At 70.8% G+C, this 517-nt stretch carries 1 protein-coding gene; it reads left to right on the forward strand.

The genetic code is table 11. The features are described from left to right. The first annotated feature begins 138 nt into the window (after positions 1-138). Complete coding sequence (locus P409_RS35720; protein ID WP_034849948.1) at positions 139-441, forward strand: urease subunit gamma; 303 nt, start codon at positions 139-141, stop codon at positions 439-441. Positions 442-517: the final 76 nt, after the last annotated feature.

A 517-nucleotide genomic window follows, 5' to 3' on the forward strand; every position in this document is an offset into this window, starting at 1 on the left:
GCATCCTGGTCGCCCGTTTCGCCGCGCCGGACGGTGCGGTGCTGCGGCGCGACCTGATCTCGGCGCTCGGCGTGCTGCGGGCCGGGCGCCCGCTGCCGCGCGTCTGGCAATGCTGATGAAGAACCGGGAGGAGTTGCCGTGAACCTGACCCCGCGGGAGAAGGACAAGCTCCTGATCGCCATGGCCGCGATGGTGGCGCGCCGGCGGCTGGAGCGCGGCGTGAAGCTGAACTATCCGGAGGCGGTGGCGCTGATCTCCGACTTCGTCACCGAAGGGGCGCGGGATGGCCGCTCGGTGGCCGAGCTGATGTCGGCCGGCGCCACGGTGCTGACCCGCGACCAGGTGATGGAGGGCGTGGCCGAGATGATCCACGACGTCCAGGTCGAAGCCACCTTCCCCGACGGCACCAAGCTGGTGACCGTCCATCAGCCGATCAGGTGAGGGAGGATGGGGATGCAACACTCCGCCGCCAGGCCTCACGAGTCCCCCCTCCCCCTGCGGGAGGGGGGTAGGGGGA

This window comes from Inquilinus limosus MP06, from assembly GCF_000767795.1.
GTDB classification, from domain to species: Bacteria; Pseudomonadota; Alphaproteobacteria; order DSM-16000; family Inquilinaceae; genus Inquilinus; species Inquilinus limosus_E.